Origin of the sequence: Aeromicrobium sp. HA (assembly GCF_027171405.1) — a bacterium.
GTDB lineage: Bacteria > Actinomycetota > Actinomycetes > Propionibacteriales > Nocardioidaceae > Aeromicrobium > Aeromicrobium tamlense.
The window spans coordinates 3,053,616-3,079,829 of record NZ_CP114372.1 but is presented as its reverse complement, the minus strand read 5'-3'; the positions used below and the strand labels follow the sequence as shown (position 1 = coordinate 3,079,829).

Annotated in this window: 29 protein-coding genes and 1 tRNA gene; 14 read left to right on the top strand and 16 right to left on the bottom strand. The window is 71.6% G+C overall.

The genetic code is table 11. From position 1 onward, the window contains the following. Positions 1 to 38: 38 nt before the first annotated feature. Genes O3S82_RS15255 through O3S82_RS15230 form a run of 6 tightly spaced genes read left to right on the top strand, consistent with a single transcriptional unit; the run spans position 39 to position 4,836 of the window. Entirely contained in the window at positions 39 to 1,193 is a 1,155-nt protein-coding gene (locus O3S82_RS15255) for an NAD(P)/FAD-dependent oxidoreductase (RefSeq protein WP_179422428.1), read from the top strand. Next, positions 1,190 to 1,888, top strand: a complete 699-nt coding sequence (locus O3S82_RS15250; protein ID WP_269303950.1) for an SDR family oxidoreductase — start codon at positions 1,190 to 1,192, stop codon at positions 1,886 to 1,888. Before O3S82_RS15255 ends, O3S82_RS15250 begins: the two co-directional genes overlap by 4 nt. Before the next feature lie 15 nt (positions 1,889 to 1,903). Next, positions 1,904 to 2,254, top strand: coding sequence for a cupin domain-containing protein (locus O3S82_RS15245; protein WP_269303948.1), 351 nt, complete (start codon positions 1,904 to 1,906; stop codon positions 2,252 to 2,254). Further along, positions 2,251 to 3,066, top strand: a complete 816-nt coding sequence (locus O3S82_RS15240; protein WP_269303946.1) for an NAD(P)H-binding protein — start codon at positions 2,251 to 2,253, stop codon at positions 3,064 to 3,066. Before O3S82_RS15245 ends, O3S82_RS15240 begins: the two co-directional genes overlap by 4 nt. 10 nt (positions 3,067 to 3,076) lie before the next feature. Next, a complete protein-coding gene (locus O3S82_RS15235; protein WP_179422436.1) occupies positions 3,077 to 3,811 on the top strand; it encodes an aspartate/glutamate racemase family protein in 735 nt (244 codons plus the stop codon). A gap of 35 nt (positions 3,812 to 3,846) precedes the next feature. Then, positions 3,847 to 4,836 carry an MDR family oxidoreductase gene (locus O3S82_RS15230; RefSeq protein WP_269303945.1) on the top strand — a complete coding sequence of 330 codons (990 nt, stop codon included), beginning with the start codon at positions 3,847 to 3,849 and terminating at the stop codon, positions 4,834 to 4,836. Between the two features lie 6 nt (positions 4,837 to 4,842). Here the strand turns inward: O3S82_RS15230 and O3S82_RS15225 are convergent, their stop codons facing one another. From O3S82_RS15225 to O3S82_RS15215, 3 genes are all read right to left on the bottom strand, one after another. Continuing rightward, entirely contained in the window at positions 4,843 to 5,313 is a 471-nt protein-coding gene (locus O3S82_RS15225) for a nitroreductase/quinone reductase family protein (protein ID WP_269303943.1), read from the bottom strand. 32 nt (positions 5,314 to 5,345) lie between these two features. Beyond that, positions 5,346 to 5,954, bottom strand: a complete 609-nt coding sequence (locus tag O3S82_RS15220; protein WP_269303941.1) for a hypothetical protein — start codon at positions 5,952 to 5,954, stop codon at positions 5,346 to 5,348. A gap of 238 nt (positions 5,955 to 6,192) precedes the next feature. After that, positions 6,193 to 6,265 (bottom strand) — tRNA-Glu (locus tag O3S82_RS15215). A gap of 136 nt (positions 6,266 to 6,401) precedes the next feature. Between O3S82_RS15215 and O3S82_RS15210 the strand changes: the two genes are divergently transcribed. The 5 genes from O3S82_RS15210 to O3S82_RS15190 are packed head-to-tail and all read left to right on the top strand — an operon-like array spanning position 6,402 to position 10,850. Further along, on the top strand, positions 6,402 to 6,752 hold the full coding sequence (locus O3S82_RS15210; protein ID WP_179422450.1) for a metallopeptidase family protein: 351 nt from the start codon (positions 6,402 to 6,404) through the stop codon (positions 6,750 to 6,752). Further along, on the top strand, positions 6,745 to 7,410 hold the full coding sequence (locus O3S82_RS15205) for a pirin family protein (protein WP_269303939.1): 666 nt from the start codon (positions 6,745 to 6,747) through the stop codon (positions 7,408 to 7,410). Before O3S82_RS15210 ends, O3S82_RS15205 begins: the two co-directional genes overlap by 8 nt. Positions 7,411 to 7,420: 10 nt before the next feature. Next, positions 7,421 to 8,779, top strand: a complete 1,359-nt coding sequence (locus O3S82_RS15200; protein ID WP_269303937.1) for an FAD-binding oxidoreductase — start codon at positions 7,421 to 7,423, stop codon at positions 8,777 to 8,779. Then, the gene (locus O3S82_RS15195; protein WP_269303935.1) at positions 8,776 to 10,062 is read left to right on the top strand and encodes a class I SAM-dependent methyltransferase; all 1,287 of its coding nucleotides are present in this window, start codon (positions 8,776 to 8,778) and stop codon (positions 10,060 to 10,062) included. Before O3S82_RS15200 ends, O3S82_RS15195 begins: the two co-directional genes overlap by 4 nt. Next, entirely contained in the window at positions 10,062 to 10,850 is a 789-nt protein-coding gene (locus O3S82_RS15190) for an exodeoxyribonuclease III (RefSeq protein ID WP_269303933.1), read from the top strand. The genes O3S82_RS15195 and O3S82_RS15190 overlap by 1 nt, the downstream gene beginning before the upstream one ends. A 1-nt stretch (position 10,851) precedes the next feature. Here O3S82_RS15190 and O3S82_RS15185 read toward each other — a convergent pair whose 3' ends face one another. The 7 genes from O3S82_RS15185 to O3S82_RS15155 are packed head-to-tail and all read right to left on the bottom strand — an operon-like array spanning position 10,852 to position 17,356. Continuing rightward, positions 10,852 to 11,250: a phage holin family protein gene (locus O3S82_RS15185; protein WP_269303931.1), complete on the bottom strand. Its 399-nt coding sequence runs from the start codon at positions 11,248 to 11,250 to the stop codon at positions 10,852 to 10,854. A 40-nt stretch (positions 11,251 to 11,290) separates the two neighbouring features. Beyond that, on the bottom strand, positions 11,291 to 11,620 hold the full coding sequence (gene mnhG, locus O3S82_RS15180; RefSeq protein ID WP_179422460.1) for a monovalent cation/H(+) antiporter subunit G: 330 nt from the start codon (positions 11,618 to 11,620) through the stop codon (positions 11,291 to 11,293). Beyond that, positions 11,617 to 11,886, bottom strand: coding sequence for a monovalent cation/H+ antiporter complex subunit F (locus O3S82_RS15175; RefSeq protein WP_179422462.1), 270 nt, complete (start codon positions 11,884 to 11,886; stop codon positions 11,617 to 11,619). Before O3S82_RS15175 ends, mnhG begins: the two co-directional genes overlap by 4 nt. Beyond that, positions 11,883 to 12,440, bottom strand: a complete 558-nt coding sequence (locus O3S82_RS15170; protein WP_269303928.1) for a Na+/H+ antiporter subunit E — start codon at positions 12,438 to 12,440, stop codon at positions 11,883 to 11,885. The genes O3S82_RS15175 and O3S82_RS15170 overlap by 4 nt, the downstream gene beginning before the upstream one ends. Then, on the bottom strand, positions 12,433 to 14,046 hold the full coding sequence (locus O3S82_RS15165; RefSeq protein ID WP_269303926.1) for a Na+/H+ antiporter subunit D: 1,614 nt from the start codon (positions 14,044 to 14,046) through the stop codon (positions 12,433 to 12,435). The genes O3S82_RS15170 and O3S82_RS15165 overlap by 8 nt, the downstream gene beginning before the upstream one ends. Then, positions 14,043 to 14,501: a Na(+)/H(+) antiporter subunit C gene (locus O3S82_RS15160; protein ID WP_269303924.1), complete on the bottom strand. Its 459-nt coding sequence runs from the start codon at positions 14,499 to 14,501 to the stop codon at positions 14,043 to 14,045. Before O3S82_RS15160 ends, O3S82_RS15165 begins: the two co-directional genes overlap by 4 nt. Next, entirely contained in the window at positions 14,498 to 17,356 is a 2,859-nt protein-coding gene (locus tag O3S82_RS15155; protein WP_269303922.1) for a Na+/H+ antiporter subunit A, read from the bottom strand. The genes O3S82_RS15160 and O3S82_RS15155 overlap by 4 nt, the downstream gene beginning before the upstream one ends. Positions 17,357 to 17,501: 145 nt before the next feature. Here O3S82_RS15155 and O3S82_RS15150 point away from each other — a divergent pair, with 145 nt between their 5' ends. After that, positions 17,502 to 18,050: a hypothetical protein gene (locus O3S82_RS15150; RefSeq protein WP_269303920.1), complete on the top strand. Its 549-nt coding sequence runs from the start codon at positions 17,502 to 17,504 to the stop codon at positions 18,048 to 18,050. After that, entirely contained in the window at positions 18,043 to 18,807 is a 765-nt protein-coding gene (locus O3S82_RS15145) for an exonuclease domain-containing protein (protein ID WP_179422474.1), read from the top strand. The genes O3S82_RS15150 and O3S82_RS15145 overlap by 8 nt, the downstream gene beginning before the upstream one ends. 1 nt (position 18,808) lies before the next feature. On the opposite strand, the gene pgm is transcribed toward O3S82_RS15145, so the two are convergent. From pgm to O3S82_RS15130, 3 genes are all read right to left on the bottom strand, one after another. Beyond that, positions 18,809 to 20,446 carry a phosphoglucomutase (alpha-D-glucose-1,6-bisphosphate-dependent) gene (gene pgm / locus O3S82_RS15140; protein WP_269303918.1) on the bottom strand — a complete coding sequence of 546 codons (1,638 nt, stop codon included), beginning with the start codon at positions 20,444 to 20,446 and terminating at the stop codon, positions 18,809 to 18,811. 102 nt (positions 20,447 to 20,548) lie between these two features. Further along, positions 20,549 to 21,379, bottom strand: a complete 831-nt coding sequence (locus O3S82_RS15135; protein ID WP_269303916.1) for an alpha/beta fold hydrolase — start codon at positions 21,377 to 21,379, stop codon at positions 20,549 to 20,551. Next, positions 21,376 to 22,083, bottom strand: a complete 708-nt coding sequence (locus O3S82_RS15130) for a lysoplasmalogenase (protein WP_269303914.1) — start codon at positions 22,081 to 22,083, stop codon at positions 21,376 to 21,378. The genes O3S82_RS15135 and O3S82_RS15130 overlap by 4 nt, the downstream gene beginning before the upstream one ends. Positions 22,084 to 22,123: 40 nt before the next feature. On the opposite strand from O3S82_RS15130, the gene O3S82_RS15125 reads away from it, so the two are divergent. Then, on the top strand, positions 22,124 to 22,531 hold the full coding sequence (locus O3S82_RS15125) for a pyridoxamine 5'-phosphate oxidase family protein (RefSeq protein ID WP_179422482.1): 408 nt from the start codon (positions 22,124 to 22,126) through the stop codon (positions 22,529 to 22,531). 1 nt (position 22,532) lies between these two features. Here O3S82_RS15125 and O3S82_RS15120 read toward each other — a convergent pair whose 3' ends face one another. From O3S82_RS15120 to O3S82_RS15110, 3 genes are read right to left on the bottom strand one after another with little or no spacing between them, the layout of a single operon-like run. Beyond that, positions 22,533 to 23,789 carry a DUF1501 domain-containing protein gene (locus tag O3S82_RS15120; protein ID WP_269303912.1) on the bottom strand — a complete coding sequence of 419 codons (1,257 nt, stop codon included), beginning with the start codon at positions 23,787 to 23,789 and terminating at the stop codon, positions 22,533 to 22,535. Continuing rightward, positions 23,786 to 25,246: a DUF1800 domain-containing protein gene (locus tag O3S82_RS15115; protein ID WP_269303910.1), complete on the bottom strand. Its 1,461-nt coding sequence runs from the start codon at positions 25,244 to 25,246 to the stop codon at positions 23,786 to 23,788. The genes O3S82_RS15120 and O3S82_RS15115 overlap by 4 nt, the downstream gene beginning before the upstream one ends. Further along, entirely contained in the window at positions 25,246 to 26,190 is a 945-nt protein-coding gene (locus O3S82_RS15110) for a hypothetical protein (RefSeq protein WP_269303908.1), read from the bottom strand. The genes O3S82_RS15115 and O3S82_RS15110 overlap by 1 nt, the downstream gene beginning before the upstream one ends. Positions 26,191 to 26,214 lie beyond the last annotated feature (24 nt).

Here is a 26,214-nt window from a genome sequence, read left to right as displayed (position 1 = left end):
ACCCTGAACATCACCCACATCTTCGAAAGGACCCTTCAATGGGACAGACACCCGGCAACGACGCGACCAAGGTCGGCACCGCCATCATCGGCGGCGGCATCGTCGGTGTCACGCTCGCCTTCTACCTGGCCGAGCTCGGTGAGAAGGACATCGTCGTGCTCGAGGGTCGCGAGCTGGCCAGCGGATGCACGGGCGGGTCGCTCGGTGGCGTGCGCCAGCAGTTCAGCACGGCGACGGAGATCGAGCTGGCCATCCGTGGCCGCCGGTTCTGGCAGACGTTCGAGGACGTCTTCGATCAGCCGTGCCAGTACCACCAGGACGGCTACCTCATGCTGACCGGCCGCGAGGAGCTCTTCGCGAAGCTCGCCGAGGCGGCCAAGACGCAGGCGACGCACGGCGCGCCGAACGTCGAGATGCTCACCGCGCGGGACCTCAAGGAGGTCGTGCCGTGGCTCGGCACCGACGGCCTCGTCGGCGGCTGCTGGACTCCCGAGGACGGCCGCGTCAACCCGACCGACGGCGTCTACGGCGTGGCCGCGGCCGCGCGCCGGCTCGGCGTGAAGATCCGCGAGCGCTTCGAGGTCGCCGACCTCACGCAGGTCGAGGGCGGCTGGCTCATCGCCGGGCCCGAGCCCGTCGTGGCGGAGCGCGTCGTCGTGGCCAGCGGCCTCGGGTCGCCCAAGCTCCTGGCGAAGTTCGGCCTCGACATGGACATCTTCCCGATGTGGGTGCACTACGGCTTCACGACGCCCGTCCTGGGCGACCAGCGCCTGCCGCTGACGATCGACCTCGAGACCGGCTGGTGCGTGGAGCGCGAGCAGGACGGCGCCATGGTGACGATCCTGAGCTCCACCCTGCCGGAGCGCTACGGCGTCAGCGACATGCTGGCCGAGTTCGCCGAGGCGTCCGAGACGCGCGCCCCGATCTTCGCCGAGGTCGGCATCCGCAGCACGATCAGCGCGGCCGCCGACGCGACCGGCGGCGACGGCCACCCGTTCATCGGCGAGGTCGAGTCGGGCCTGTGGACCATCACGGGCTTCGACGGCCACGGGACGATGATGGGCCCCGCCGCGTCGCAGCTGCTGGCCAAGCTCATGCTCGGCATGCCCGACCCGGTGCTGGACGTGAAGGCGTTCGACCCGCACCGCACGGCCACCGAGAACCTCGAGTGGCTGCGGGCGGCGCGCAAGTGAGCCGTCCGGTCGCGATCGTCACCGCGGCGAGCAGCGGCATCGGCGCGGGGATCGCCCGCACGCTGGCGTCGTCGCACGACCTCGTGCTGTTCGCCCGCTCCGAGGCCGTCGTCGAGCTCGCCAACGAGCTCGGAGCGGTCGCCGTGCGTGGCTCGCTGACGGACGCGGCCGACCGCGAGCACCTCGTGGCCACGACGATCGAGCGGTTCGGCCGCATCGACGCCGTGGCCGTGAACTCCGGCCACCCGCCGAAGGGCGACCTGCTGGAGCTCACCGACGAGGACTGGAGCACCGGCTTCGAGCTGCTGTTCACGAGCGTCGTCGACCTGGCCCGGCTGGTCACGCCGCACATGCAGGCGGCCGGTCGTGGAGCCTGGGCCGTGGTGACGAGCTACGCCTCGCTCCTGCCCGAGCCGGCGATGCCCGTCTCGAGCGTCGTCCGCGCGGCGGTGCAGAGCTGGGTGAAGCTCTACGCCACGCGGGTCGCGGCCGACGGCATCCGCGCCAACTGCGTCCTGCCGGGCTTCGTGCAGACCCACCCGGTCGACCGGGAGCGCCTGGCCACGATCCCGCAGCGTCGCTACGCCCAGCCCAACGAGATCGGCACGGTCGTGCGCTTCCTGCTCTCGGACGAGGCGTCGTTCGTCACCGGCCAGAACCATGTCGTCGACGGCGGCATGATCCCCCTTCCCTGAACCCGAGGAGCCTCCATGTCCCACCCCGTCCGCCTGGCGCCCTTCAACGCCGACTTCACCGCCCAGAACGGGCCGATCGGCATCGAGCGCCGTTCGATGCCGAACGGCCTGTCCGAGCTGTCCGCCGGCATCGTGCGGTTCCCCGACGGAGGCCGCTCCGAGCCGTGGACCCTGCCGTACGAGGAGGCGTTCTACGTCATCGACGGCGAGCTCTCGCTGCACGTCGGCGACGAGACGATCGTGGTGCCGGCCGGCGAGGTCGTGACGCTCGAGAAGGGCTGCACGGTCGAGTACGAGGGCACGCCCGGGACGAACGCGTTCTTCTGCCTCGTGCCGGCCAACTGGCTGGAGACGATGGAGTCGTGATCGCGCTGACGGGCGCGTCGGGCAAGACCGGGCGCGACCTCGCGGCCCTGCTCGCGGAGCGCGGGATCGCGCACGTGCGGCTCTCGAGCCGCCCGGGCTGCGGCGACCGGGTCTTCGACTGGACCGACGGCGCCACGTGGGGTGCGGCCCTCGAGGGCGTCGACTCTCTGTACCTGGTCAAGCCGCCCCACGGCACGGGCATGGCCGAGCTCGTCGCCGACCTGCTCGCGTCCGCGCCCGCGATCCGGCGCGTCGTCCTCCTCTCGGAGATGGGGCGGGGCGACAAGCCGGACGCCGACCCGGACCGCGCGGTCGAGCGCGTCCTGGAGCGGTGGGACGGCGAGTGGACGCTGCTGCGACCGAGCTGGTTCTTCCAGAACTTCTCGGCGGGCGGCGGCTTCCGCGCCGGCGTCGTCGACGGCACGATCGCGCTGCCCACCGGGGACGCGCCCGTGTCGTGGCTCGACACGCGCGACATCGCCGAGGCGGCGCTCGTGGCCCTCACCGAGGACGGCCACTGCTGCCGCGGCTACACGCTCACGGGTCCGGAGTCCTTCGGCGTGCCCGAGCTGGCCCGCCGGATCGGTGTGGTCACGGGACGCATCGTGGAGGCGGCCGACCCGCTGCGCGTCGAGGAGCTCGCGACGACCTACGACGACGGGACGGAGCGCGGCTCCTACTACGCCGAGCTGCTGGTCGACGTGCGCGAGGGGCGGTACGCCGACATCACGACGGACCTCGAGGACCTGACCGGACGCGCGCCCCGCACGTTCGACGACTTCGTGCGCGAGCACGCCGACGACTGGAAATGAGAGGACGACGATGACGGTCTACGAAGCGCGCAAGGGCCAGGTGTCCTACGGCTACACGATCGGGATGCTGAGCGCCGAGTGGCACATCGCGTTCCCGCCCGGCGACATCGGCAACGCCTCGACGTTCGACTTCCCGATCCGCTACCTCGGCATCGAGGGCATGGACGGCTCGGCCGTCCTCAACGGCGCCGACCCGGACTCGACGGGTCGCGTCGTGGAGGCCGCCCTGCGGCTGCAGGACGAGGGCGTCCGCGCGATCACCAGCAACTGCGGCTTCATGGCGGCCTACCAGCCGGCCGTCGCCGAGGCGCTCGACATCCCGGTGTTCCTGTCGAGCCTGCAGCAGCTGCCGATGCTGACGACGATGCTGGGCTCGCACCGCAGGCTCGCGCTCGTCACCGCGAACGGCGCCAACATGACCCCCACCCTGCTGGAGGCCGCGGGCTTCACCGACCTCGACAGGCTGCACATCGTGGGCATGGAGGAGTACGAGCATTTCGTCGACGCGATCTTCCGCGAGAACGGCACGCTCGACACCGAGATCATGGAGCGCGACGTCGTCGACGCCGCCGTGCGCGCCACCCGCGAGGCGCCGATCGGCGGCATCTTCCTGGAGTGCAGCGACCTCCCGCCGTACACCTCCGCCGTGCATCGTGCGACGGGCCTGCCAGTGTGGGACTGGACCCAGTTCATCCGGTACGTCCACGCCGCGGTCGCCCCGCGGCCGTACACCGGCACCTTCTGACCATCGATTCGACCGCAACGTCCGAGGAGACACCCATGACCGAGACCACCTTCAAGGCCTACCGGGTCGACGCGCCCAAGCAGCCCGCCGAGCTGGTGACCTCGAACCGCGACGAGCTGACCGGCGGCGACCTGCTCGTCCGCGTCACGCACTCGTCGCTCAACTACAAGGACGGCCTCGCGATCCTGGGCAAGCCCGGCGTCGTGCGCTCGTTCCCGATGACCTGCGGGATCGACCTGGCCGGCGAGGTCGTCGAGGGCGGCGGGGACTTCGCCGAGGGCGACCAGGTCGTGCTCACCGGCGCGGAGCTGTCGGAGACCAAGCCCGGCGGCTACTCGCAGTACCAGCGGATCGAGTCGGACTCGGTCGTCGCCACCCCCGCCGGCCTCGGCCCGTGGGGCGCCATGGCCGTCGGCACCGGAGGCCTGACGGCGATGCTGTGCGTCCTGCGCCTGGAGGCCGCGGGCGTGACGCCCGAGGACGGCCCGGTCCTGGTGACCGGCGCGACGGGCGGCGTCGGCAGCTTCGCGGTGTCCACCCTCGCGCGCCTCGGCTACGAGGTCCACGCCGCGACAGGCAAGGACAGCGAGCACCAGTACCTCACGGACCTCGGTGCGTCGGAGATCATCGCGCGCGACGAGCTCTCGGGCGACCCGCGGCCGCTCGCGAAGGAGCGCTGGGCCGCTGCTGTCGACAGCGTCGGCGGCACCACGCTGGCCAACGTGCTCTCGCAGATCCGCTACGGCGGCGCGGTGGCCGCGTGCGGACTCGCCGGCGGCCACGGCCTGCCCGCCACCGTCATGCCGTTCATCCTGCGCAACGTCGCGCTGCTCGGCGTCGACAGCGTGCATGCGCCGCTCGAGGCGCGGAAGCAGGCGTGGTCGCGCCTCGACGAGCTGTTCTCCGAGGAGGACCTGCGCGCCGTGGCGGTGGACGCGGCCTTCACCGACCTGCCCGAGCTGAGCGAGAAGATCCTCTCGGGCGGCATCCGCGGCCGCGTCGTCATCGACGTCGCCGGCGCCTGACCCGCGTCAGCCGGCCGCGGGACGCTCGGTCAGTCGGATGACCGGGATCTCGCGGTCGGTCTTGTCGCCGTAGCCGGCGAAGTTCGGGGCGGCGGCGATGATCGCCGCGAGCGCCGCCTCGCGCTCGTGACCGTGCAGCTGCTCGGCGGTGACCGCGATCCGGCGATCGCCGATCTCGATCGTCGCGTCGTCCGGGTGCGCCGCGAGGTTGTGGTACCACGCGGGGTTCTTCGCGGCGCCGTTCGCCGAGGCCACGACCAGCCACGTGCCGTCGTCGCCGGGGAACCAGGCGAGCGGCGTCTCGCGGCGCTGGCCGCTCTTCGCGCCGGTGGTGGTGAGTGCGAGGATCCGCATGCGCCCGAGCGAGGCCGTCTCCGAGCGGCGGGCTTTGCGGACCATGAACCGGTTGACCAGTCGCATCAGGGGATTGCTCGTGCTCTTGCGTCCTCGTGTGCCGGTGGGTGTCTCGAAGCTCATGCCGTCCTCCTGGGTCGGGCCCTGCCTCGAACCTAGCGCGCGGAGTCGGCCGGGGGCAGGACCGTGGCGCGGTCGGCGGGGGTGCGCAGCCAGGTCCAGTAGATCCAGATGCCGATCGCGGAGCCGGCCGAGTTCAGCATCATGTCGGCCATCGTGTCGGCGTAGCCGCGCGAGTGGTGCGTGGCCTGCAGCTGGTCGGACGTCCACTCGCCGATCTCCCACAGCGAGCCGATGCCGAGCCACGACAGCCACAGGGCGACCAGCAGCAGCGCGGCGGACTCGGCGCGGTACTTGTGCAGCAGCAGCCGGGCGATGCCCATCGTGCTGACGAGCGAGAACGTGAAGTGGGCGAAGTCGTCGTACCACCAGATGCGGTCGTAGAAGTTCAGTCCCCAGCCGAGGACGGCACCCAGGATCACGACCGTCAGGCCCACCATGACCACCGGATCGCGCAGCGTCTGCCACAGCGCGATGCAGCCCATGACGCTCGCGGCCATCGTGAGGCGGGTGAAGTGGTCGCTCGCGGTGAGGCCGACGACCGCGGCACTGAGCATGGTCGCGATCGTGAAGACGAGGGCGGCCCAGTGCAGGCGGGGCGTCTCCTCCGCGTCGGCGGTGGGAGGCAGGGTTCTCTGGGGCATGTGCAGCAGTTCGGCTCGGAGGGCTCGGTCGTGACGACGCGGCGACTCGGCGGGGGCCGAGGCCCCACCACCCTACGTGGCCGCGGCGCCGATCCCGGAATCCGCGGCCCGCGCCGGCCGCCGACGCTCTCACTTCTGGAACGGGATGCACGCTTCGGGACGCGCGAACGGTTCAACGCGTTCCAGAAGTGGAGGGGGGAGGGCGGTCGCAGGCCGGACCGAGCCGGCCTCGAGCGAGTACCCCCTACGGGATTCGAACCCGCGCTACCGCCTTGAAAGGGCGGCGTCCTAGGCCGCTAGACGAAGGGGGCCGGACAACCCGTCCAGCATAGGGCAACCCGCGACCTCCCCCCGAAGCGGTGGCGGTGGCGTTCGCGGGCTCGATGCGCCCGAATGGCCCCGCGAACGTCACTGCCAGCGCTTCGGGGAGCCGCCTAGACTCGGGGCGTGATCGACGTCGACCCGGACCGGTTCGAGGAGCTGGTGACCGCGGCCCTCGCCGACGTGCCCGCCGAGCTCGCCGACCGGCTCGACAACGTGGTGCTGTTCATCGAGGACGACGCGCCGCCCGAGGACCCCCACCTGCTCGGCCTCTACGACGGCATCCCGCTCACCGAGCGCGACTCCACGTACGCCGGCGTCGTGCCCGACCGCATCTTCGTCTACCGCAACCCCACCCTCGCGATCTGCGAGACCGAGGAGGAGGTCGTCGAGGAGGTCCGCATCACCGTGGTCCACGAGATCGCCCACTTCTTCGGCATCGACGACGCGCGACTGCACGAGCTCGGCTATGCCTGACCGCGTCGTCCGCCGCGCCGCCGACCGCTACCGCACCGTCGGCGAGGGCACCGAGACGCTCCACTCGTTCTCGTACGGGCGGCACTACGACCCCGACAACGTCGCCTTCGGGCCGGTCGTGGCGATCAACGAGGAGCGCCTCGCCCCGGGTGCCGGCTACGACGACCACCGCCACGAGGACGCCGACATCGTCACGTGGGTGCTCGACGGCGTGCTCGCCCACGAGGACTCCACGGGCCAGCGCGGCGAGGTCGCGCCCGGCCTCGCCCAGCGGCTCAGCGCGGGCTCCGGCGTCACCCACGCCGAGCGCAACGCCAGCGCCACCGAGCCCCTCCGATTCGTCCAGATGATGCTGCGCAGCCGCAACTGGGACGCCCCCGAGTACGCCCAGGTCACGGTGCCCGACGGTCCCGGCCTGCACGAGACGGTGCCCGTCCACGCCGACGCCCGGCTGCTGGTCGCGCGACCGGCGGGGGAGCCGCTCGAGGTCGCCGCCCCGGCTGGAGCCCTGGTGCACGTGACCCGCGGACCCGTCACGGTCGACGGCATCACCCTCGCCGGCGGCGACGAGCTGCGGGTCCACGGCCCGGTCACGCTGAGACTCGCCGGAGAGAATGTGGAGACCTTGGTCTGGTTGCCGGACCATCCACGGGGATAGCCTGCGGAGTATGCAGGGTTGGACGCAGCACGAGCACGCCGTCGACACCCTCCTCGCCTCGTGGCGGGCGATCCCCGAGGGACGCCCCGTCCGACTCGCGAAGAAGACCTCCAACCTCTTTCGCCCCCGCGGCCGCACCGACGGCCCCGGCCTCGACGTCTCGGGACTCGACGGGGTCATCGAGATCGACCCCGTCAGCCACACCGCCGACGTCCAGGGCATGTGCACGTACGAGAGGCTCGTCGAGGAGACGCTCGCGCACGGCCTGGTGCCCACCGTGGTGCCACAGCTGCGCACCATCACCCTCGGCGGCGCCGTCACCGGACTCGGCATCGAGTCCACGTCGCTGCGCCTGGGCCTGCCGCACGAGGCCGTGCTCGAGATGGACGTGCTCACGGGCTCGGGCGAGATCGTCACCGCCACTCCCGACAACGAGCACGCCGAGCTGTTCGCGGCGTTCCCGAACTCCTACGGCAGCCTCGGCTACGCGGTGCGCCTCCGCATCCGACTGGAGCCCGCGCCCGCCCAGGCCCACCTGCGCCACGTGCGATTCGGCTCGGCCGTGGACGCCGCCAAGGCCATCGCCGAGATCGCCGAGACGGGCCGCTGGGAGGGGGTCGAGGTCGATGCCGTCGACGGCACCGCCTTCACTCCCGATGAGGTCTACCTCAGCCTCGCGCGCTTCGCCGACACCGACCTGCCCACGAGCGACTACACGGGCCAGCAGGTCTACTACCGCTCGATCCAGCAGCGCCGCGAGGACGTGCTGACGCTCGAGGACTACCTGTGGCGCTGGGACACCGACTGGTTCTGGTGCTCGGCCGCGTTCGGGGCGCAGCACCCGCTGGCCCGCCGGGTCTGGCCGCGCCGCTGGCGCCGCAGCGACGTCTACCACCGGCTCGTCGCGCTCGACTCCACCGTCGGCGTCAGCCGCGTGCTCGACCGCCTCAAGCACGTCCCGGGTCGCGAGCGCGTCATCCAGGACATCGAGGTCCCGCTCGAGCGGCTCGACGACTTCCTCGCCTGGTTCGACCGCGAGGTCGGCATGCGGCCGGTCTGGCTGTGCCCGCTGCGCACCACGCGCGCGTGGCCCACCTACCCGCTCGTGCCCGGCGAGGTCTACGTGAACCTCGGCTTCTGGGGCACCGTCGTCGTGCCCGAGGACTCCGAGCCGGGCGCCGTGAACCGCCGGATCGAGGCCGAGGTGCACCGGCTCGGCGGCCACAAGTCGCTCTACTCCGAGGCCTTCTACGACCGCGAGACCTTCGACTCCCTCTACGACACCGCGGGGCTCGACCGGCTGCGAGACCGGTACGACCCGCAGGCTCGACTCCACTCTCTCTACGACAAGGCGGTGAGGAACTCATGAGCATCGCATCCGAGACGCGACTGACGATCGCGGAGGCCTTCGAACGGCTCCTGCGCGACGGCATGCCCATCCGGTTCGAGGCGTTCGACGGCAGCTCGCTCGGGCCGGAGGACTCCCTCCTGCGCCTGCGCCTGGTCAACGAGCGCGGCCTGGCCTACCTCATGACCGCCCCGGGCGACCTCGGCTTCGCGCGCGCCTACGTGTCGGGCGACCTCGAGGTCGAGGGCGTCCACCCCGGCGACCCGTACGAGATCATGAAGGCGCTCATGAGCCGCCTCAAGTTCCGGGTCCCGAGCGCCCCCGAGATGCTGCAGATCGTCCGCAGCCTGGGCTTCGGCAACCTCCGACCGCCCACCCCGCCGGCCGAGGAGCACCTGCCGAAGTGGCGGCGCGCCCTGGAGGGCCTGCGGCACAGCAAGGGCCGCGACGCCGAGGCGATCCACCACCACTACGACGTCTCGAACCGGTTCTACGAGCTGGTCCTCGGCCCGTCGATGACCTACACGTGCGCCGTCTACCCCAAGCCTGACGCGAGCCTGGAGGAGGCCCAGGCCGAGAAGTACGACCTCATCTGCCGCAAGCTCGACCTCAAGGCCGGCGACCGGCTGCTCGACCTCGGCTGCGGCTGGGGCGGGATGGTCCGGCACGCCGCGCAGCACTACGGCGTGCAGGCGCTCGGCGTCACGCTGTCGCGCGAGCAGGCCCAGTGGGCGCAGCAGGCCATCGAGCGCCAGGGCCTGTCCGGCCTCGCCGAGGTGCGCTTCAGCGACTACCGCGACGTCCCCGAGACCGACTTCGACGCGATCAGCTCGATCGGCCTCACCGAGCACATCGGCGTGCGCAACTACGCCGACTACTTCGCCTTCGCGCGGAGCAAGGTGAAGGTCGATGGCCGGATGCTCAACCACTGCATCACGCGCCGCGACAACACGGGACGCGCCACGGCCGGGCAGTTCATCGATCGCTACGTCTTCCCCGACGGCGAGCTCACGGGGTCGGGCACGATCGTGAGCGCGATGCAGGACGAGGGCTTCGAGGTCCGTCACGTCGAGAACCTGCGCGACCACTACGCGCTGACGCTCGCCGCGTGGTGCCAGAACCTGGTCGACCACTGGGACGAGGCGCTCGACGAGGTCACCGAGGGCCGGGCCAAGGTGTGGGGCCTCTACATGGCAGGATCGCGGTTGGCCTTCGAGAGGAACGAGATCCAGTTGACCCACGTGCTCGGCGTGAACACCCCCGCTGACGGACAGTCCTCCTACCCCCTGCGAGTCGACTTCTGATGCGCATCGCGACGTGGAACGTCAATTCGATCCGCAGCCGCATCGACCGCGTCGTCGGCTGGCTCGACCGGCACGACGTCGACGTCCTCGCGATCCAGGAGACCAAGTGCCGTGAGGACCAGTTCCCCGGCCTGGAGCTGTCGGCGCTGGGCTACGAGTACGCGCACGTCGGCGTCAACCAGTGGAACGGCGTCGCGATCATCTCGCGCGTGGGCCTCGAGGACGTCGAGCGCTCGTTCGGCGTCGACCAGCCGCAGTACGAGGACCTCCTCGAGCCGCGCGCGATCGGCGCCACGTGCGGCGGCGTGCGGATGTGGAGCCTCTACGTCCCCAACGGCCGCGAGGTCGACCACGCCCACTACGCCTACAAGCTCGAGTGGCTGGCGCGGCTGCGCGACGCGGGCCAGGCGTGGCTCGCGAAGGACCCCGACGCGCAGATCGCGCTGACGGGCGACTGGAACATCGCGCCGCAGGACGACGACGTGTGGGACATGGCGGTCTTCGCGGGTCGCACCCACGTCTCCGAGCCCGAGCGCGCGGCCTTCTCAGCCGTGGTCGACGCCGGCTTCACCGACGTCGTCCGCCCGCACACCCCCGGCCCGGGCGTCTACACGTACTGGGACTACACGCAGCTGAGCTTCCCGAAGAAGAAGGGCATGCGGATCGACTTCGTGCTCGGCTCGCCGGCGCTCGCGCAGCGCGTGGAGGGCGCGTTCATCGACCGCGAGGAGCGCAAGGGCAAGGGCGCCAGCGACCACGCGCCCGTCGTGGTCGACCTCGCCGACTGACTCAGGCGCCGCGGCGCTCGCGCGCGTTCTCCACGCCGGCCTTGACGAGGATGAACGGCAGCAGGAACGACGCGAGAGCAGCCGCGAGCCACACGATCACCGCGGCGATGAGCCAGGTGGCCAGGCCCGAGATCGTCAGTGCGTCGCCGAACAGGCTCGCCACCCACAGCGCCACCAGCGTGGAGACGATGCCGACGCCCCCGAGGAACGCCTCGGCGTTGCGCTTCACCACGACGAGGATGAACGGCGCGAGGATCGCCTGGGCCAGCGTGAAGATCACCACGGTGAGGACGAAGCCGGAGGCGGTGACCTCGAGGTCGTCCAGCACGGCGTTGGCCACGAGCAGGCCGATGGCGGCGGAGACCAGGTTGATGGCCGCGCGGATGAGCAATCGGATCATGCCCGCACTCTAGGGCGCGCGAGGGGCGCTGCCCAGAGGGTCAGTCGCCCTCGTCCACCACGAGCCGGTCGCGGTCGACCTGGTCGGCGCGGAACGCGGCGCGTCCGACCATGTGCGCCGAGACGGGCGCCGTCAGCAGCTGGAACAGGGCCACGACGACCACCAGGGTCAGGTCGCTCAGGCTCTCGATCCGCAGCGCGAGCCCGGCCAGGATGAGCAGCAGGCCGAAGGTCTGCGGCTTCGTGGCGGCGTGCATGCGGGTGAGCACGTCGGGGAAGCGCACGACGCCGACCGCGGCGACGAACGCGAACGCTGCCCCCAGCACCAGGCAGGTACCCGAGAGGATGTCGACGATCAGGCCCCAGCTCACTGGCCACCTCCTGCGGACTGCGCGGCGTACCGCGCGATGCTGACCGAGCCCAGGAAGGCCACCAGGGCCAGCGCGACGAGGATCGGCAGCGTGGTGTTGTGACGGCCGATCGCGGCCTCGACGCCGATCGCGCCCACGCAGGCCGCGACGAAGACGTCGGCCGCGACGGTGCGGTCGAGCATGGTCGGGCCGCGCACGATGCGCACCAGGCACAGCAGGCCGGTGAGGCCCAGCAGCACGGCACAGACGATTCCCACGACGGTCATGCGGCGTCCTCCCGGAGTCGTCGTTCGCTCTCGGCGACCTCGGCATCGGTGCCGATCGCCCTCAGCAGTCGGTGCTCCTGCATCCGGGCCTTGCGGCGAGCCTCGGCGATGCGCTCGGGCGTGCCGGCGTCGAGCACGTGCAGCCACAGGCGGTGGCCCTCGGAGTCGAGCTCGATGAGCAGCGAGCCGGGCACCAGGGAGATGAGCTCGCCGGTCAGGGTCTGGCGCAGCTCGGAGCCGCTCACCAGCTTGATCTCGAGCACCGCACTGGGCGGCGGGTCCTTCGGCCGCACGGCCAGCCACGCGACGCCGAAGCTGGCGACCGCGAGGTCGGCCAGGAAGCGCGACAGCAGCACGATCGTGGCCCAGGGCCGGACCTTCGCCTCGACCGACACCCGCGGGAACGGGAACACCAGGACGATGATCGCGCTGACGAGCAGTCCGCCGACGAGGTTGATCCGGGTGACCTCGCCCCACAGCAGCAGCCAGACGATCGTCAGCCACGCGATGACGGGCAGGTGCCACAGGTGCAGCCCCCGGGTGCGGTCAGCCATCGCCGAGCACCGCCTCGATGTAGGGGGTGCGCTCGTGGAGCTCGTCGGCGGCGCGCTCGGCCACCGAGAACAGCGGAGCGGCGAACACGGTCAGCGCGACGGTGACGAGGCCGAGCGCGATCGTGGGCACCGCCATCCGGGAGGGCAGTCGCTCGCCCTCGGTGTCGGTCTTCCACGTGGTCTCGCGCTGGGTGGCGGTGGAGACGCCGCTGCGGCCGTGCAGCGAGCCACCCTGGACCTGCGGGTCGAACGGCACGGGGGTGTCGTCCTCGGGGTCGCCGGCCGGCTGCCAGAAGGCGCGGTTCCAGATCTTGGCGACCGCGTAGAGGGTCAGCAGGCTGGTGATGACCGAGGCGGCCACGGCGACGAGCGCGAGCCAGTCGGCCTCGTCGACGCCGGCCTCGAGCAGCGCCAGCTTGCCCAGGAAGCCCGAGAACGGCGGGATGCCGGCCAGGTTCATCGCCGGGACGAAGAACATCACGGCCAGGACCGGCGCCAGGCGGGCGAGTCCGCCGAGCCGGTCGAGGTTGGTCGTGCCCGATCTGTACTCCACCAGTCCGGCCACGAGGAACAGCGTGGTCTGCACCGTGATGTGGTGGACGATGTAGAAGATCGCGCCGGCGACGCCGAGCTCGGTGCCCAGCGCGATGCCGAAGAGCATGAAGCCGATGTGGCTGACCAGCGTGAACGACAGGACACGTTTGATGTCCGACTGCGCGACGGCGCCCAGGATGCCGACCACCATCGTGAGGATGGAGGCCCACAGCAGCATCGTGCGCAGCTCGTGGGTGGGGAACATCAGGGTCTGGGTGCGCAGGATGGCGTAGACGCCCACCTTGGTCAGCAGGCCGGCGAACACCGCCGTGACCGGGGCGGGCGCGGTGGGGTAGGAGTCGGGCAGCCAGGCCGACAGCGGGAAGACGGCCGCCTTCACCGCGAACGTCAGCAGCAGCATGAGCTGCAGCATCGTGGCGGTGGCATCGGACAGCTCGGGCAGGCGCAGCGCCAGCTGGGCGAAGTTCACGGTGCCCGTGGCCGCGTAGACCGACGCGATGGCGATGAGGAACAGCGCCGACGACGCCAGGCTGACGATGATGTAGATCGTGCCCGATCGCACGCGGGCCTCGGTGCCGCCGAGCGTGATGAGCACGTAGGACGAGGCGAGCAGGATCTCGAAGCCCACGAACAGGTTGAACAGGTCGGCCGAGAGGAAGGCGTTGGAGACTCCGGCGCTCAGCACCAGGAACGTGGGGTAGAAGACCGACAGCGGTGAGTCTCGGCCGTACTCGACGATGCCCTGGCCGATCGAGTACAGCAGCACGCACAGCGTGACGAGGGTGGAGATCAGCAGCAGCAGCGAGCTGAGCCGGTCGGCCACGAGGCTGATGCCGAGCTCGGCCGGCCAGCCGCCCACGTTGAAGGACTGGGGTCCGTGCCGGTCGGCGCGCACCAGCAGCACGGCGGCGGACGCCACGACGGCCAGCAGCGTGATGATGCTGATGATGCGCTGGGGCGCGGCGAAGCGGCCGAACGCCAGGCACAGCCCCGCGCCCAGCAGCGGCAGGATCACCGGGGCCAGGACGAGCTGGTCGAGCAGGTCGTTCATCGGGGCACCTCGTCACCGGGCCCGAGGGTGGCGTCGCCCGCGTAGCCCTCGTCGGGCAGCTCGCTGTCGGCCTCGTCGAAGGTGGCCGAGACCTGGTCGGTCTCGGCGCGGCGGCGGATCAGGTCGTCCTCGAGGTCGTCCTGGACGTCGTCGGTGCCGGTGAGCTGCCAGGCGCGGTACGCCAGTGCGAGCCCGAAGGCGGTGGTGCCGAGGGTGATGACGATGGCGGTCAGCGCCATGGCCTGCGGGAGGGGATCGGCCATCGGGTCGCCCGAGAGGCCGAGGATGGGCGCGGCGCCGGCGGGACCGGAGACCACGAGGAACATGACGTTGAGGCCGTTGCCGATCAGCACGAAGCCCACGAGGATGCGGGTCAGGCTGCGCTCGAGCACGAGCGTGGTGCCGCAGGCCACCATCACGCCCACGACGATGATCAGGATCAGGTTCGCGGTCATCGCGCCACCTCGCTGGTCGCGACCTCGGCCGCGTCGTTCTCGTCGTCGATCTGGGCGTCGATGCCGCTGCCGAGGCTGCGCAGCACGTCGAGCGACAGGCCGACCACGACGAGGTAGACGCCGATGTCGAAGAACACCGAGGTCACCAGGTGCAGCTCGCCGAGCAGCGGCAGCGGGATGTCGACGATCGCGCTCTGCAGGACGCCGCCGCCCAGCAGCGTGGGCAGCAGGCCCGAGAGGGCGGCGGTGGCCAGGCCGAGGCCCAGCACGAAGCCGGCGTCGACGGGGGCGGCGTTGTCGAGCTCCTCGCGGCCGCCGGCGAGGTAGCGGATCATCAGGGCCAGGCCCGCGATGAGGCCGCCGGCAAAGCCGCCGCCGGGGGAGTTGTGGCCCGAGATCATGAGGTAGATCGAGAACAGGATCACCGTGTGGAAGATCAGGCGGGTGATGATCTCGAACACGATCGAGCGGCGCTGGTCGTGCAGGTTGGCCGCCAGCCAGGCGTTGGAGTCCACCGTGACGATGCGCTTCGGGCGGATCTGGCGCATCGAGCGGTCGGTCAGCAGGAAGATGAGGCTCGCGATGCCGGTGGCCGCGACGACCAGGACGCTGAGCTCGCCGATCGTGTCCCACGCGCGGATGTCCACGAGGGCGACGTTGACGATGTTCTTGCCGCCGCCGTACTCGTAGGCGGGCTCGGCCCAACCGGCAGAGATCGGCGTGGACTGGCGGGCGTTGGTGGCCATGAACGCGAAGCCGGCCACCGTGATGCCGGTGGCGGTGCCCAGGCCGACGCGCCACCAGCGGGCGACGTTGAACGGGCGGTCGCTGAAGAACGGGGGGAGGCGGCGCAGGACGAGCACGAACGTGACCAGCAGGAACGTCTCGACGAGCACCTGGGTGAGGGCGAGGTCGGGGGCGCCGTGCGCGACGAACAGGATCGCCGTGCCGTAGCCGGTGACGCCGAGCAGCAGCACGGCGCGCAGGCGGCGGCGCGAGCGCACCGTGAGGATCGCGGCGGCCACCATGACGATGCCGACGACGATCTGCAGCGGGTTGTCCGAGAGGCGCACGTCGGGCGTCTCCCAGGCGCGCCACAGCGCGATGCCGGGGACGATCACGAGGGTGACCAGGATGATGCCGAGGTAGACCGGCAGCGAGCCTCGCTGGGTGCGACCGGTGACCTCGACGGCCAGGCGGTCGATCCCGCGCATGACGCCCTGGTAGGCCCGCTCGGCGTCGGGGAACGGCAGCCGGTCGACGATCGCGTGCTGGGTCGCGGCGACGGGGCGCCGCCACACGAACAGCGCGACGCCCGCGGCGATGGCCAGGACCGAGAGCCACAGCGCCGGCGTGAAGCCGTGCCAGAGCGTGAGGACGGCCTCGTGGGCGCCCTCGGGGAACTGGTCGGAGTACGTCGCCAGGCGCGGGGTCAGGAACGGACCCGCGAGGCCGGCGACGAGGCTGAGCGCGGCCAGCGTGGCCGGCACGACGGTGAACCAGACCGAGAAGTCGCGCGGGGTGCACGGCTCGACGCCGGGCTTGTCGGCGAAGGTGCCCCACACGAACCGCGCGCTGTAGGCGACCGTCAGGATCGAGCCGAGCACGATGCCGACGAGGGCGGCCAGGCCCCAACCGGGGTGGCCGAGGTCCTCGCCGAGGTCGACGAACGCGGCGAGCGCGGCCTCCTTGGCGGTGAAGCCGAACAGCACGGGCAGGCCGGCCATCGAGGCGGTGGCGACGACGGTGGTGGCGAAGAGGAGGGGTCGAGCCCGGCGCAGTCCCGAGAGCTCGCGGAGGTCGCGGGTGCCGACGGAGCGGTCGATCACGCCGACCACGAGGAACAGCGCCGACTTGAACAGGCCGTGCGCGCACAGCAGCGCGAGCCCGGCGAACGCCGCCGAGCGGGTGCCCGCACCGACGACCGCCATGAGGAAGCCCAGCTGGCTGACCGTGCCGTAGGCGAGCAGCAGCTTGACGTCGTACTGGCGCAGCGCGCGCAGGCCGCCGAGCAGCATCGTGGCGATGCCGAAGCCGATGAGCACCGGGCGCCAGCCGGGCGTCTCGGCGAACACGGGGGCCAGCAGCGCGACGAGGTAGATGCCGGCCTTCACCATCGCCGCGGCGTGCAGGTAGGCGCTGACCGGGGTGGGCGCCGCCATCGCGCCGGGCAGCCAGAAGTGGAACGGCAGCAGCGCCGACTTCGACAGGGCGCCGACCAGCACGAGGGCGATCGAGGCCGTGACGGCGGTCCCGGCGGCGGGCGGGTCGGCCAGTATCGCGCTGATCCGCGGAGTGCCGCTCAGCAGGTGCAGGCCGATGAGGCCCACGAGCATGGCCAGGCCGCCGAAGGTCGTGACGATGAGGGCGTTGAGCGCGGCTCGACGGTTGGCGCGGCGCTCGGGGTTGTGGCCGATGAGCAGGAACGACAGGACCGTCGTGAGCTCCCAGAACACGTAGAGCACGTAGACGTTGTCGGCCAGGACCAGTCCGAGCATCGCGCCGGCGAAGCCGGTGAGGACGCCCGAGAACCGCCAGATCTCGGAGTCCTTGGGGCGGAAGTACCAGGCGCAGTAGACCAGCACGAGGGCGCCGACGCCCGTGACGAGCAGCGCCACGATGCCGCTGAGCGCGTTGACGCCGAAGTCGATGTCGAGCCCGATCTGCGGGATCCAGGCCCAGTGCTCGTACGTGGCCTCGCCGTCGGTGGTGGCCCGGCTGACGGGTCCCAGGAGCCACACGAACGAGGCCGCGGGGACGAGCGCGAGCACCAGGAACGCCTTGCGATCCAGCATGCGGACGAGCGCAGGGGAGGTCGCTGCAACGAGAAAGTGCAGCGTGACGAGGAAGACCATGGGCTCGGGTCAACCCTAGCGGGTGGCCCCCTGTGAACTGTCCGGCAGGAGTGTCAGAATGGGCGCCATGGCCGACCCCGCGAACTCCCGTTCCGCAGGTCTGTCATCGGAAGGTCCCGGGTCTCGGACCGGGGCAGAGATCTGGGTGCGGCGCATCGTCGTGGTGCTCGTGCTCGTGGTGGTCGCCCTCGTCGTCTACGGTCTGCTGGCCGCGGCACTGCCGCGCTGGTGGGCCCAGCGCGTGGGCGGTCAGGTCGACGGACGCATGACCGTCGGCATCTTCTGGGGTCTGTTCTACGGCTTCGTCTTCAGCTTCCTCCCGGTGCTCGTCGTGTGGCAGGTGCGACGCCCGTTCCTGAAGTGGCCGTGGAAGATCGGGGTGGCCCTCGTGGCGGTCGCGCTGGCCGCGCCCAACTGGCTGACGCTGTCGATCAGCCTGGGCGACAACAGCGCGTCGGACGCGGGCTGGATCACCCTGGTGAACGAGGCTCCCGGATTCCAGTGGGCGACGCTGTTCGGGGCCATCGCGGGCGTGCTCGCGTCCTTGGCCCTGGTCGGCACACTGGCCTCGGCTCGGCGGCGCAAGTCCAAGGTCTCCGAGCTCGAAGGACGGTTGAGGGAACGGGACGCGGACACGCGGGCGGGGGCGGACGAGTCGAATGATGAGCACCGAGAGGAACCGCCCCATGCCTGAAGCGTCCGCCCGCCCCACGTCTGAGCCGGATCGTCCCGGCCCGGGACGGCGCGCCAAGAACGTCCTGCCCCCGCGCGAGGACCCCAACGCCTGGTACCGCCAGCCGCTCGCCTCGCTCGACTTCGAGACCACCGGCATCGATCCGCGCGCCGACCGGATCCTGAGCTTCGCCGCGCTGTCCGACGTGGGCGGCGACCTCATGGGCATGGTCAACCCCGGGGTGCCGATCCCCGAGTCCTCGGCCGACATCCACGGCATCACCGCGTCCGACCTGGCGCGCGCGCCGATGTCCGCGCAGGCGCTGCGTCCCGTGCTGGCGTGGGTCCACGACCTCGTCCAGCGCCGCATCGGCCTGGTCGTCTACAACGCCTCGTTCGACCTCACGCTGCTGCGTGCCGAGGCCGAGCGCCATGGGCTGGACCAGCCCGACTGGGACCGCCTCCTCGTGGTCGACCCGTTCGTCATCGACTGGGGCGTCGACCGCGACCGCGACGGCCAGCGCCGCCTGTCCGACGTCGCCTCGCACTACGGCGTCCGGCTCGACAAGGCGCACGACGCGGCCCACGACGCCCGCGCGGCGCGCGAGATCGCGATCACGATGGGCACGGCCTACCCCGAGATCGTCGGCTCCAGCCTCACGATGCTCATGGCGCAGCAGCGCTACTGGATCGCCGCCCGGACGATGGACTGGAACAAGCGCGCCCACGAGCTGGGTCGCGGCCTGACCATCCCCGGCCTCGACTGGCCGTTCGCCTGACTCAGTCCGACGCCAGCGCCGCGTCGACCACCGACTTCGCCGCGGCCTGTACCTCGGCCAGGTGGTCGGGTCCGCGGAACGACTCCGCGTAGATCTTGTAGACGTCCTCGGTGCCCGAGGGGCGGGCGGCGAACCACGCCGACTCCGTCGTCACCTTGAGGCCGCCGATCGCGGCGCCGTTGCCCGGCGCCTCGGTCAGCACCGCGGTGATCGGCTCGCCCGCGAGCTCGGTCGCGGTCACGTCGTCGGCGCTCAGGCTGCCCAGGCGCGCCTTCTGCTGCCGGTCGGCGGGGGCGTCCACGCGGGCGTAGGCCGGGTCGCCGTGGCGCTCCACCAGCTCGCCGTAGAGCTGGCTGGGGGTCTTCCCTGTGGTGGCGATGATCTCCGACGCCAGCAGCGCGGCGGTGATGCCGTCCTTGTCGGTGGTCCACACGCCGCCGTCGCGGCGCAGGAACGACGCGCCGGCCGACTCCTCGCCGCCGAACCCGAACGAGCCGTCGATCAGGCCGGGCACGAACCACTTGAAGCCCACCGGGACCTCGACGAGCGGGCGGCCCACCTGCTCGGCCACGCGGTCGATCATCGAGGACGACACGAGGGTCTTGCCGATCTGGGCGCCGGCGGGCCAGTCGGGCCGCGCACCGCCGAAGAGGTGGGCGATCGCCACGGCGAGGAAGTGGTTGGGGTTCATCAGGCCGGCGTCGGGCGTGACGATGCCGTGGCGGTCGGCGTCGGCGTCGTTGCCGGTGGCGACGTCGAAGCGGTCACGCTGCTCGATGAGCGACGCCATCGCGTGCGGTGACGAGCAGTCCATGCGGATCTTGGTGTCCCAGTCCAGCGTCATGAACCGGAACGTCCCGTCGACGAGGGGGTTGACGACGGTGAGGTCGAGGCCGTGCCGGTCGGCGATCTCGGCCCAGTAGGCCACGCTGGCGCCGCCGAGCGGGTCGGCGCCGATGCGCACGCCCGCGGCCGCGATGGCCTCGACGTCGATCACGTGAGGCAGGTCGTCGACGTACGTGCCGAGGTAGTCGTAGGGCCGGCACGCGGCGCGCGCCCGCGTGAACGGCACACGCCGGACGCCGCCGAGGCCGGCCGCGATGAGCTCGTTGGCGCGGTCGGCGATGACCGACGTGGCGTCGCTGCCCGCCGGTCCGCCGTGGGGCGGGTTGTACTTGAAGCCGCCGTCAGCGGGCGGGTTGTGCGACGGCGTGACGACGATGCCGTCGGCCAGGCCGGTGGTGCGGCCGCGGTTGGCGCGCAGGATCGCGTGCGAGACGGCGGGTGTGGGCGTGTAGCCGTCGCGCGCGTCCACCAGGACCTCGACGTCGTTGCCGACCAGCACCTCGAGCGCCGTCGCCCAGGCGGGCTCGGACAGCGCGTGCGTGTCGCGGCCGATGAAGAGCGGACCGGTGATGCCCTCGTGGCTCCGGTAGTCGCAGATCGCCTGCGTCGTCGCCGCGATGTGGTCCTCGTTGAACGCGGTGTCGAGGCTCGAGCCGCGGTGCCCGCTGGTGCCGAACGCGACCCGCTGCTCCACCACGCCGGGGTCCGGCCGCAGCGTGTAGTACGCGGTCACGAGATGGGCCAGGTCGACGAGGTCCTCCGCCACGGCCGGTTGTCCTGCGCGCTCCGTCATGCGCCCATCATGCCGTTTCCGGCGCTGACAGTTTCCCCGGTCAAGCGGGGAAACTCTCACTTCACGAGGTTTGCAAACCTCGCTCAGTGACAGAAAACCCACTTAAGCGGGGAAACTGCGGACCCGGTCGAGGATCTCGGAGGCGAGCAGGTCGGGGTGCGTGTCGGGGAGCCAGTGGCCGCTGTCGACCTCGACGAAGCGGTAGTCGCCGGTGACGTGGTCGCCGCAGCGCTCGGCGCCGTAGCGGCCGATCGCGAGGTCGGTGGCGCCCCAGACGAACGTCGTCGGCACCGTGACCGAGGGCGTCGCCGAGAGCGCGGGAGTCATGGCGCGGTACCAGTTCAGCGTCGCCGTCAGCGCGCCCGGCTCGGACAGCTTCTCGACGTAGGCGTCCTCGTCCTCGGGTGGAACATCGCCGCCGTACATCGCGCGCAGTCGTGCCCCGTCGTCCTCCAGCAGGACCGTCTCGGCCTTGCCGGGACGACGCAGCAGGCCGATGTAGGCGCCACGCTCCTGCTGGTCGGGGTCGCCGGCGAGGGCCTCGTTGTAGGCGGCCAGGTGCGGCACCGAGACCGCGGTGAGCGTCAGCACGTGGGCGGCGTGACGCGTGGCCACGACCCACGAGACGGCCGCGCCCCAGTCGTGGCCGACGAGGTGGAACCGGTCGTGCCCGAGGGCCGCCGCGATCGCGACGACGTCGTCGGCCAGCACGTCGGCGTCGTAGTTCTCCACGCCCTCCGGGCGCGCGGTCGGGCTGTAGCCGCGCTGGTCGGGCACGATGACGCGCAGCCCCTCGTCCGCGAGGCGCTCGGCGACGCCACGCCACGAGCGGCGGTCCTGCGGCCAGCCGTGCAGCAGCACGACGGGCGTGCCGTCCTCGGGTCCGAAGAGGTCGACGTCGAAGGCCAGGCCCGAGGCCTCGACGGTGCTCACGCGGTCTCCGTCGGCAGCTTCGGCCAGCAGTCCGTGGGCCGCGTCGCATCGAGCCCCGTGGTGGCGGCCCGGCTGCGGGCCTCCTTCTGCACGATCGCGGTCGTCAGGAAGAACAGCGCCAGCGCGTAGGTCAGCATGACGACGAAGTTACCGAACGCCGACTCCTCGGGCACCCGGTCGGCGATGCGTGCCGCGATGAGGCCGTCGCTGAACAGGAAGAGCAGGGCACCGATCCCGGCCCGCAGGTCGACCGCCAGGGCCGTGGCCGCGGTGGAGGACAGCAGCAGCGCGTAGACGAGCACCGGCACCCGCAGCTCGGCGTCCAGCCCGGACCAGACCCACGCCAGCAGCGTGACCGCGGCGACCGCGAGCGCGAGCGGGATCCACGCCCGGCGGCGCAGCACGTCGAGGGCGCCGCGGCGGACGAAGAACGTCACGAAGCACACGTGCGCCGCCGCGAAGGACGCCATGCCGGCGAGGAAGAGGCCGTCGATCTCGAGGAACAGGTCGCCGCCGAGGCAGAGGACGAGCGCGAGCACGAGGATCCGTGGGCCCTGCTGCTCGATCACCCACCCGATGAGCAAGGGGGCGAGGAGGCACTTGGTGATGCTCTCCCACGGCTGGGCTTCGGCGAGCACGAGCGCCAGGTGCACCACGACGGCGAGGCCGAACGCGGCGAGCCAGGGGCTGCGGAGCGAGTTCATGGCCACACCGTAACGCTGGTCACGCGTGCACAATGGACTCATGAGCACCGGATCGATCCAGGAGTTGGACCAGGACGAGTGCCGTGAGCTGCTGAAGGTCGGTCGGTTCGCGCGGATCGCGTTCGACACCGGCGACCAGCTGGAGCTGCTGCCCGTCAACTACGCCTACGACGACGGCATCATCCTGATCCGCACGAGCGAGACCTCAGGACTGTCCACGATCGTCGACCGCCGGTTCGTCCTCGAGGCGGACCACCACGACGACACCTACCAGACCGGCTGGAGCGTCGTCGTGCGCGGAACGGCCACGCGGGCCACGAAGGAGCAGCTCGAGGAGTTCGGCACCCGGCTGCCGAACTCGTGGGTCGCCGCCGAGGGCGCGGCCGTCCACATCGCGATCACGATCGACGACGTCCGCGGCCGCCGCGTGCGCCAGTTCCCGGGCTGACTCAGTACGGCGACATGAACCCGAGGGTCGTGCGCGTGAGGCCCGGGAAGACCGTGCCGACGCCCACCTCGGGGAAGCGCGCGGCGAGGATCTCGGCCAGCACGCTGCGGTAGTCGGTGGTGACGGCGAGATCGCCGTCGACCCGTCGGTCCGTGGCGAGCGTCGGCCAGTTCGCGTAGAAGCCGCCCCGCACTCCGGCGCCGAACGCGAATACGGCGTTGCCGTAGCCGTGGTCGAGGCCCGCCGCGCCGTTCTGGCCGAGCCGGCGCCCGAACTCGCTGAGCGTCACGATCGTCACGCGCGACGCGTCGGGGCCGAGGTCGGTGAGGAACGCCGCGATCGACTTCGACATCTGCTCGACCTGCCGGCTGATCCGCCAGGAGATGTCGACGTGGTGGTCCCAGCCGCCGAAGTCCACCGCGATCGCGCGCACGCCGACGCCCGCGCGGATGAGCGCGGCCGAGCTGGCCAGGGCGCGCCCGAGCTCGTGGTGCTCGGGGTAGACGGCGCCGTGCTGCGGGCCCTTCTTCTCCTCGGCGGCGATCGTGCCGGTGCGCCGGTCGAGGGCGAGGGCCTCCTGGCCGGCCTTGCCGATGACGGTGCCCGCGTCGCGGTACATCGTCGACAGGACCGAGCGAACCCGCGGACCGAGGCTGGCGTGGTCGGCCCACGGCGCCGAGAGCGAGGTGAAGTCCGAGGTCGCGAACGACGGCTCGGGCCCGATGAGCGAGGTCGGCATGACGGTGGAGCCCACCTGGACGCCGTCGAAGACGTCGTTCGAGGTGAAGCAGCCGATGACGCGGTTGAGCCAGCCGATGCGCTCCGACGACCCGGGGTCGGCGTCCTCGACCAGCTCCATCGCCTCGAAGTGCGAGCGGTTCGGGGTCGGCAGGCCCACGGCGTGGATCGCGGCCATTCGTCCGCTGTCCCACAGCGACTCGAGCGGCTTGAAGGACGGGTGCAGGCCGAAGGTGTGGTCGGGCCGGAGCAGGTCGCCCTTCTTCACCGCGATGTTCGGCCGCGCGGCGTAGTAGGCCGACTCGGCGTGCGGCACCATCATCGACATCCCGTCGGCCCCGCCGCGCAGCGAGAGGACGACGAGGATGTTGCCGTTCGTGGCGCCGTAGGCGGTGGACGTCAGGACGTCGCCGAACATCTTCGTGGAGACGCCCGCCATGCCGATCAGGCCGGCCGACCTCAACAGGTTGCGGCGGGTCACGCCGTAGTCGGCGCAGGACGCGTCGTGTCCGTCGGTCATCGCAGCATCGCCTCCGGCGCGTTGAGGATCGCCGTCCGGATCAGCGTCAGCATCCAGGCGAGGTAGTCGGTCTCGCGCTCCCAGGACTTCGAGAAGACGTGGGTCGCGGGCTTGTCGATCAGCGTGGCGGCCCCGGCGACGGTCTCGGCGGTGGCCCGCCGGCCGGTCATCATCACCGACTGGTGGTGCACGAGGTCCTCCAGCGGCAGCGGCCACACGGGCGGGATCAGGTCGCGCACGAGCGGACGGGTCGCCTGCTTGAGCGTGCCGTTCGTGCTGGCCATCCACGTGTGAACCGTCCACGTCCGCAGCATGCGCGCGGGGGAGAGGTAGGTGTCGGACTGCTCGGGGAACCCGTCGGGACGCGGCCACGAGAACAGGGCCTGACCGGTCCAGCTGCACTGCCAGCTGAACGAGTCGACATGGCTGCCCGAGCCCGCGCCGGTGGGCACGATGTCGCACGCGCGCTGGGTGGCCAGCACGTCCTCCACGGGCGTGCGCGCCTTGCGGAAGGCCGAGGCGCGGAACGCGTCGTGCCGCACGAGGGTGCGCAGGCACGCCTTGATGTCCGAGCCCGACTCGAGGTACGTGGCGCGGACCGCGTCGACCGCGCTCTGCGGCGGGTCGTCGCTGATGAACCGCACGCACAGCCGGCGCGCGATGCGCGTCGCCGTCTCGGGCCGCATCGCGAGCCACTCGAGGTAGGCGTCCAGCTGGGGCCGCCCGTCCGCCGCCGCGTTCTCGAACCGCTGGCCCAGCACCGACACGGCTCCGACGTGGTGGCGGGCCGGGTCGTAGCCGGCGGCGTAGTCCTTGCCGACCGCGACGGTGAAGCCGGTGAGCAGACGGGCCGAGTCCTTCACGTCGTCCTCGGTGTACCCGGCCGTGCGCCCGACGGTGTAGAGCTCGAGCAGCTCGCGCCCGAGGTTCTCGTTGATCTGCGCCCTGGTGTTGCGGTGGTTGGACAGGTAGCCCGACATCGACGGGTGGGTCACGGCGGCCCGCAGCAGCGCCTTGTAGGTGCCCAGGGCATGCGGCCGGATCGCGTGCGTGTCGTAGTGCATCCGCCAGGGGAAGCTCGAGTCCTCGCCGGCCGGGATGTGCAGCAGGTTGGACCAGAAGTCCACCATCACCTCGTGCACCTGCCACGTCGACACCACGCGACGGCACAGCGAGTACCGGACGAGGTCGTTGCCGTACTGCCAGCCGCCGTAGGCGCCGCTGCGCGCGTTCTCCCACGCCGTGGCGGGGGAGTCGCGCAGGTGCGGGAACCACGCCAGCGTCGCGTCCGCCGCCGCGTCCTTGCCGGGTGACAGCTGCGCCTCGAACCACGCGTCCACCGATCCGAGCCGCAGGACGTCGGCCTCGAGACGGCCGTTGTGGCCGTACGTGAACCGGCGGACGAGGTGCTGCGCGTACTCGGGCAGGCGCGGCTGCGTGCCGGGGAGGGCGACCATCAGCAGACCCCCGACGACTTCGTGGCGGCGGTGTCCGACGAGACGAGGACGGTGAGCCAGCGGGTCCCGCCGGCCGTGGTCGAGGCGATCCCGTACTCGAAGCCGCTCGCGTCGTGGCAGGCCGACAGCAGGCGGCCGGTCTCGCCGTAGGGAGAGGACAGCCAGGCGTCGACCGTCGTGCGGATCGCGTCGGCGGCACTCGCTCCGCCGACGGCGCGGGTGACGGCCGAGACGGTACGTCCGGGACAGTCCTTCGCGGGCAGGCTGCGGCCGGCGGCGCGGTGCTCCGCGGAGCCCGGATCGGCGGCGCGGCCCAGGCTCGCCATCCAGGCCGCATGACGTCGCGCGTACGTCGTGAGGCAGGCCTCCGCGCCGCGATCGGTGGCGGCCGTGACGGCGGGACGCGCGTAGGTGCCGCGGGCCTCGCGCACGGCGGCGAGGAGCGTCTTCTCCTCGGCCGTCAGGGTGGCGGGCCGCGACGGCACGGTGCGCTGCACGGCGCGCACGGCGACCTTGACCTTGCCCGAGCGGGCGAGCCGGTGCGTGTGCGCGGAGCCTCCGCTCCTGTGCCTCACGCGCGGCGCGACCGCGCGGTACGTGAACGTGCCGGTCCCGGGCTTCAGGCGAATGGAGGCGCTCCCGCGCACCGTGCGCTTCGCGATCGTGCGCCAGGCCTTGCGGGTCGAGTCGTAGCGCTGCAGGTGCACCGGCCGCGGGTGCTTCGTGGAGGTCTTCAGGCGGAACGTCACGACCTGTCCGCGCTCGAGGCTGCGGGGCGTGGCGCCGAGCCTCAGCGCGGGCTTCTTCGCGGCCGGCTGCAGCGTCGTCCCGGACTGACGTTCGACCGCCGTGCGCTCCTGCGCCACCACGAGCGCGCCCCCGGCGAGGGCGGTCACGGTGACCGCGACGGCAGCCGCGGCTCCGATGTGACGAAAGTGACGCATGGGGAGAATGATGACTGACCGCAG